The organism is Leuconostoc rapi (assembly GCF_016908715.1).
Lineage (GTDB): Bacteria > Bacillota > Bacilli > Lactobacillales > Lactobacillaceae > Leuconostoc > Leuconostoc rapi.
Map to the genome: position 1 here is coordinate 234,202 of NZ_JAFBEK010000003.1, position 6,928 is coordinate 241,129.

General features: G+C 36.2%; 5 protein-coding genes. 4 read left to right on the top strand and 1 reads right to left on the bottom strand.

The window, feature by feature from the left end; genetic code table 11:
• The first annotated feature begins 332 nt into the window (after positions 1-332).
• A complete protein-coding gene (locus JOD28_RS04955) occupies positions 333-1,097 on the top strand; it encodes an SGNH/GDSL hydrolase family protein (protein ID WP_204769757.1) in 765 nt (254 codons plus the stop codon).
• Positions 1,098-1,167: 70 nt separating this feature from the next.
• Here JOD28_RS04955 and JOD28_RS04960 read toward each other — a convergent pair whose 3' ends face one another.
• Positions 1,168-2,199: a lactonase family protein gene (locus tag JOD28_RS04960; protein ID WP_204769758.1), complete on the bottom strand. Its 1,032-nt coding sequence runs from the start codon at positions 2,197-2,199 to the stop codon at positions 1,168-1,170.
• Between the two features lie 122 nt (positions 2,200-2,321).
• Between JOD28_RS04960 and JOD28_RS04965 the strand changes: the two genes are divergently transcribed.
• From JOD28_RS04965 to JOD28_RS04975, 3 genes are read left to right on the top strand one after another with little or no spacing between them, the layout of a single operon-like run.
• Complete coding sequence (locus tag JOD28_RS04965) at positions 2,322-3,485, top strand: DNA repair exonuclease (protein WP_204769759.1); 1,164 nt, start codon at positions 2,322-2,324, stop codon at positions 3,483-3,485.
• Between the two features lie 3 nt (positions 3,486-3,488).
• Complete coding sequence (locus JOD28_RS04970; protein WP_204769760.1) at positions 3,489-5,855, top strand: ATP-binding protein; 2,367 nt, start codon at positions 3,489-3,491, stop codon at positions 5,853-5,855.
• 14 nt (positions 5,856-5,869) lie between these two features.
• Positions 5,870-6,817, top strand: coding sequence for a 3'-5' exoribonuclease YhaM family protein (locus JOD28_RS04975; protein WP_204769761.1), 948 nt, complete (start codon positions 5,870-5,872; stop codon positions 6,815-6,817).
• Positions 6,818-6,928: the final 111 nt, after the last annotated feature.

Sequence of the window (6,928 nt, forward strand, 5' to 3'; positions counted from 1 at the left end):
CGTATATGCCTATAAAATGTGGCATGGATCATATTATTTTTTGAGAATGTAGTTATATTGCTCTAACCATTTATTCTTTTTGTCAGTCCATGTTTTTAGACTAACACAAACAAGCTATACATTCATAGTAATAAATGCTATAATTTAATAGTTGACCTTGTGATTTTACGATCACCATATTTCTTTTATCTAAATTGAAATATATTCCAGGGGTTGACGTACATAGTCATTCATAAATTTACCGCTAGTTAGTTAAGTCTGACGGCGGTTTTTATTTCATGTTACATTTATGATATAATAATGCGACTATAAATATATGAAAGACATGTGACATGTTAGATTTTAGGTTAATAACTAAAAAAATTTTAAAACAAATCGTATTACGTTTAAAAATATTAAAATTAAAAAATTATACTAAAAGTTACAACCGTCCAATAGTTGTCGATCATCATTTAAAACGGTATTTTAAGCATGCAAAACTAAAACGGATTGGAATTATCGGTGACAGTGTTTCCTTCGGCTTGAAGTCTACAATTAATTATGGCCATTATATTCAAAAAGTGACAGGGGCGAATGTACAAAATCTTGCTATTTCTGGCGCACATCTAACCGATAATGGCGTTAAAAGTATTTTTCAACAAGCGACACGTTTAAATAAATGTGATTTATATATTTTTCAAAGTACGGATGATGATTGGCTTGCCAACATCACAATTGGCAACAAACACGATACCGCTAAACAGTCCTATTTAGGTGCTTTTTACCAGACTGTATTACAATTACGACGGTTAAATAGTCAAGCTAAGATTATTGTTTTAACAACGACTTATCAAACACCAGTGTGGGGGAGTGTTGTCAGGCGAACTGATCTTACACACAATAAATTGGGATATAATTTACACGATTATATGGCAGCGGTAAAAAAGGCCTGTGTGGATTTGAATATTCCTTGCGTCGATTTAATGCGTAGCAGTCTGTTTACACCCAGCAACTCAGTATTTCGAGCAAAATATATGCCAGATGGTTTACATCCAAATGAAGAAGGGCATCATATTATTGCCCTTGAAATCGGTAAAATTTATAAAAAATTAATATAAAAGGTTAAAAAATGCGACCATATTAACTTGTTGACAAGTTAATATGGTCGCAAAATGTTTTATTTGGTTATTAATTTTCGAAAAGGACACGCACGCCTTCAGGAATCGTAAAATCTTTTTGTAAGAGCGATAATTCACCTGATTGATTATCACGAGCATATAATGAAACGTTATCTGTATCTTGATTGGCAACGACTAAAAAGTTTTGCTTATCATTCCAATTCATATCACGAGGAAAGGCGCCTTCAGTACTAATTAATTGAATACGTTCTATCTCTGCACCTTCATTAACAATTTTAAAGACCGCAATTGAATTGTGACCACGATTTGAAGCGTAAATAAATTTACCGTCGTTACTTAATCGTAATGCAGCTGAACCATTGTGCTGTGTCCAATCACTTGGGATGGTAGAAGCGGTCATAACATGTTCAAACGACCCGTCTTCATCGTTATATTTCAAAACACTCAGTAAGCTAGACAATTCACCGAGTGCATAAGCGTATTGACCGTCTGGTGAAAAACGAATATGGCGTGGACCAAATCCTTCCTCTGTATGAAAGCGCGTTGCTTCTGTCAATTTCCCCGTATCAGCAACATCGAATGTGATAATTTCATCTGTACCGAGATCAACTGCAACCAAGCGGTTATCTGGTGTTAAGTTAGCAAAGTGAACATGTGATGAACTTTGTTCAGGTCGGGGGCCAGAGCCATTATTTTGCCATGTATCAACTAACGTTAAATTACCATCATCGCGAATTTTGTAAGATTCAACAGTACCACGATGGTAGTAACCGGCGAAAACCAATTGTCGTTTTTCATCAATGCCAATATAGGCTGGTGCTGATCCCTCACTTAATTGCGCATCAATTTCAGCCAGGGGGCGTACTGAATTATCAAGTGTTACAAGGCCACCATGACCATCTCTATTTTCAACAGCGTAGATTTTATTTGCTTGAGACAAAGCCAAGTAAGTGGGATTTGTCAATTCGCCGATAAATGTTGGGTTTTGAAGTTGCTGTGATTCAGTATCTAGTTCAGCTTCGTATAGTCCTTGTGAAATACGTTTAGTATACGTACCAAATAAAATTTTATATTGTGCCATTTTACTCTCCTTAATAAGCTACTTATATAATAGCACAAATGTAAGGGTTTTCACAAGTTGAGAACCAGATTAAAATTTCGTATAATTAAACTAAGCGAACATTTGTTCAAAAAGAGGTAGCTATGAAATTTATTCATGCAGCAGATATTCATCTTGGCAATCCGTTTATTGGGTTAGATCAGCAATTACCTGAAGACTTGAAAACGATTGTACAACAATCGACTTTGACAGCTTTTAAAAATTTGATTAATGATGCCGTGACACAAAAGGTTGATTTTTTAGTGATGCCAGGCGATTTATACAGTACGACTGTCAGTAGTCCTAAAATACAAGATATTGTAAGCCAACAATTTGATCGCTTAAATACTGCCAAGATACCAGTATATTTAAGTTTTGGAAATCATGATTTCCAAGCGGATAAACAACAACATTTACCTTGGCCGCCTAATGTGCATGTTTTTAATCAAACAGTCGAAACAATTTATTTAACGCTAAAAACAGGTGAAAAAGTTGCATTGACAGGTTTTAGTTATCAAACGCCACGTCAAAATCAAAAAGTGATAGCAGCATTCCCGCTAAAAACAACGTTAGCTGATTATCATATTGGTTTGTATCACGGTGCGCTTGGTGTAGACGGGGATCCTTACGCACCCTTTACTTTGAGCGACATGTTAGCTAAAAATTATGACTATTGGGCACTAGGGCACATTCATGTCCGCCAAACACTAAACCAAACGCCGTTTATTGGTTATTCTGGTGATTTACAGGGGCTTAACCGAAAAGAGGTTGGTACTAAGGGATATTATTTAGTTGAGTCAGAAAATCACACATTGGTGCCAAAATTTCGCAAAGCAGCAGCGATAATTTGGGAACAGGTGACACTAGAAGACGTTAAAAATGAGTCTGATATTATTAGTCAAATTGTAGCTTATCATGTAGATCAGATGACATTTTTATCAGTGGAAATTCTATCACATTTAGACGACGCGACTAGTCAACGAATTGCTAGTGGTATTACCATTGAAAAGCTTCGTGCTCAGTTACCTCAAAAATTATGGGTAGTTAGTTTACGTATACAACAAAAATTGTCGACAATGCTGGTCAAAGATAATATTGACCAAAAATATTGGCAAAAAGCATATGAAACAATATTGTCAGATTTTAATATATCAAATGATTTATCAAATCAAGCACCAATGGTTATTCGTGATTATTTTATGAGTCCTGAAGGAGATGAATTATTGCGCGCTAAAATGCAACAGTTGATACAGGCCAGAAGGGTGTAACCGATGATGAAAATAAAACAGGTAGTTATTAGTGGATTTGGACGTTTGTCACAGCAACAATTCGATTTTACAGATGATTTTCAAGTTATTGTTGGACACAACGAATCTGGTAAATCAACTTTACGCGCATTCATTGTGGGAATGTTATTTGGATTCCCCACAAAAAAGGGTCATACAAACGTCTATGATCCAAAGGATGGCAGTCAGTATGGGGGAAGTTTAGTAGCTGATTTCGATGGTACAGTTGTCCGGATTACGCGACTAGGGCGTACACAGTCTGAACTATCAATCACGTATCTTTCAAATCAAATAAGTGTGGTTGATCCAGAAAAGTGGTTATCAGAACATCTGGCACCACTCACTCGAGAGATGTTCGATCACATTTTTAATTTTAGTCAGCAAGACTTAGCAAAAGTATCGCAATTGAAGGCAATTGATTTACAAAAATTGTTGTTAAATATTGGCGCCGTTGGCAGCGAAGACTGGCTCGAAGTGACAAAAGATATTGAAAAACATGCCGATAAACAATTTGCACAAAGGACAACAGGCAAAAGACCGTTGAACTTAGCTTCTAAGCAATATCAGATGCACGCTGATAGTTTAGCTACTAAAGGAAACGAAGTGACGGCTTATGTGTTAGCTGAAAAGCAAGTTTCTGAGTATGCTGAGAGTCTCCTTCAAAGTCAAGCAACTGTTCAGCGACTGACACATAAAATTCAGGATTTACATATTTTGGCCCAACAATATCAACTGTACCAAAGTGCATTGGCATTAAAAGAACAACTTGATATTAATCGTGTCATTGTCTCAGATGCGGATATCGCCACTTTGCAACGTGTAGCCGTTATTTCTGATATGCATCACGAAAAATTAGCACAACTTGATGAGGCAATTCAAACACCAACAAAAGTGAGTAGGAACGAGAATGATGATCTGTCATCAGAGTTATCTGCCTTGCAGGTTAAAGCGCGTTATTTGAAAAATATAGTGGCTGATCGTGCCACGCTGTTAACAAAATTGCAACATCTCCAGAATAAATTCTTTCAAAAGCAACTGCCAGCCCCATTAACAGCTGATGAACGAAAGATAATCAATAATAAGGATGTCGCTTTACCCATTGCGGTGGTTGCTATTATTATTGGCATCATTGCCTTCTTGACAATAAAACCATTAGTTATCATTGCCATATTGATGGGGTTTTATGCTTATTATTTATTTCAGTCACGTCAAAAACAACTGCACCGTATTCAATCACGGTATGGTGAAATGTCATTATTGGACATTCAATCAGTACAGGGGGCCATCAGTGAAGCACCTGAACAACAACAACAATTGACGAGACTAGAAACAGCTATTTTAAAAAACAAGGATCAGCTCATTTTACAACTTGAACCAATTGCCCAAAGATTTCAGGTAACGATGCAATCAGATGATTTTGAGGCTTTAATTGGACATCTTAACCGTCGAAATGATCAAGAACAGTTACGTTACCAAAATAAAACATTGTTGGCATCACAGGAAAACCAACAACGGTTAACTGATATTAAGCAACATCAAACGCAATTGGCACAACAGCTTGAAACACGACAAAACATTTTGCAAAAGTATCATGTGACGAATGAAGAAGATATCGATCGTTTAAAATTAGAAAATATTGATTATTTACGGAAAAAACAACGTTACGATGACCTGATGAAGCAAATTGATTCTGAAAAATTAGTCCAATTACGTCAAATCAAAAATGACAATGATTTGCGGAAACAGACGTTGCTAACACAGCAAGAATTAGAAAAAAAACAGCAGGAAACGCTAAACATTCAAACAAAACTATCTAATTTACAAGCACAACAAAAGCAGCGAACAAGTGATGATGCCTTTTTAAGACAACAACAAGATCTGGCCGATGAAAGAACAGTTTTAATTGATCAATTTGGTGATTATTTAGTTGAAAAAATGGTTGTTAAATGGATTAATCACGCCTTGCAGTTAGCCTCTCAAAATAGATTTCCGAAAATGTCAAAAATGGCTATGATTTATTTTGAAAAATTAACTGGTGGTCAGTATGTCGCAATTAATTTTGTAAAAGAAGACTTAGTGGTTGTTAACCAAAAAGGTCAACAATTTAATGTGATAGAGTTGTCTACGGGTACACAAGAGCAGCTTTATACTGCTCTGAGGTTAGCACTTAGTGATGTCATTTCAGACATTATTTCTTTGCCATTACTGATTGATGATGGTTTTGTTAATTTCGATGCACCACGTCGACAAATCATGTTGACCATCTTACAAGAAAACGCCAAGCAACAACAAATTTTTTATTTTACGACGTCAGATTTACATGTCGAAAAAATGAATATGATAAGATTATAAAGAGAGGGAATCTTATGACAAAACTATTAACGGAGTATCAAGATACTGAACACATTGATTCTTTTGCGGTACTTAAGAGTGCCGATATTCGTTTGACGAAAACAGGAAAAACCTACCTTAGTTTAGTTTTCTCCGATCGCTCTGGCGATTTACCTGGTAACCTGTGGGATGCAACAGATGAACAAATTAAAACATTATTACCTGGAAAAATTGTACGGTTGCAAGGCGTCCGTGGTGCATATCAAGACAAGCCTCAGGTTCAAATAACTAGCATACGTTTATCTAGTGCAGGAGAACCCGATAATCCAGCTGATTTTATGGTTCATGCGCCAATCAAAGAAGAGCAAATGAGTGATGAACTTAGTGATTTCATATTAATGATTACCAATCCAACATGGAATCGACTCGTACGAAAGCTATTTTCTACATATCATGATCAGTTTTTGCGTTACCCTGCTGCTAAATCTAATCACCATGCGTTTGCTGGTGGGTTAGCGTACCATTCGTTATCCATTGCGAAATTAGCTCAAAACGTGGCAAGCGAATACCCACAACTTAATAAAGAGTTACTAATAGCAGGCGCGCTTTTACATGACTTAGGAAAAACGATTGAGTTGTCTGGTCCAGTTGGCACGCAATATACGACTGCAGGTAATTTAATCGGACATATCACTTTAATTGATGAACAAATTGTCTTGGCAGCTCATGAGCTGCACTTTGATTTACAATCTGAAGAGATGATTCTTATTCGTCATGTGATTTTATCACATCATGGTTTATTAGAATATGGTTCACCAGTTCGACCTGCCGTTATGGAGGCAGAGGTGTTACACCAACTGGACGAAATGGATGCAAGTATCCAAATGATGTCCGTTGCTTTAGATAAAACAATGGATAATACTTTTTCTGACCGTATTTTTGGATTAGATAATCGTCGATTTTATAAAACATCATCAAAGTAAAAAAACATAACCTAAGTGAAGTGAACCCCAATAGTTGGACAAAATAAAATTAATTAACAGACTCAGTGGTGAGTTGCCGATATCGAATCGGCGACAGACCATTGAGTTTTT

Excerpts from the sequence above, each read along its gene's own strand:
- JOD28_RS04955 (WP_204769757.1), top strand. The coding sequence starts at position 333 with ATGTTAGATTTTAGGTTAATAACTAAAAAAATTTTAAAACAAATCGTA.
- JOD28_RS04960 (WP_204769758.1), bottom strand. The coding sequence starts at position 2,199 with ATGGCACAATATAAAATTTTATTTGGTACGTATACTAAACGTATTTCA.
- JOD28_RS04965 (WP_204769759.1), top strand. The coding sequence starts at position 2,322 with ATGAAATTTATTCATGCAGCAGATATTCATCTTGGCAATCCGTTTATT.
- JOD28_RS04970 (WP_204769760.1), top strand. The coding sequence starts at position 3,489 with ATGATGAAAATAAAACAGGTAGTTATTAGTGGATTTGGACGTTTGTCA.
- JOD28_RS04975 (WP_204769761.1), top strand. The coding sequence starts at position 5,870 with ATGACAAAACTATTAACGGAGTATCAAGATACTGAACACATTGATTCT.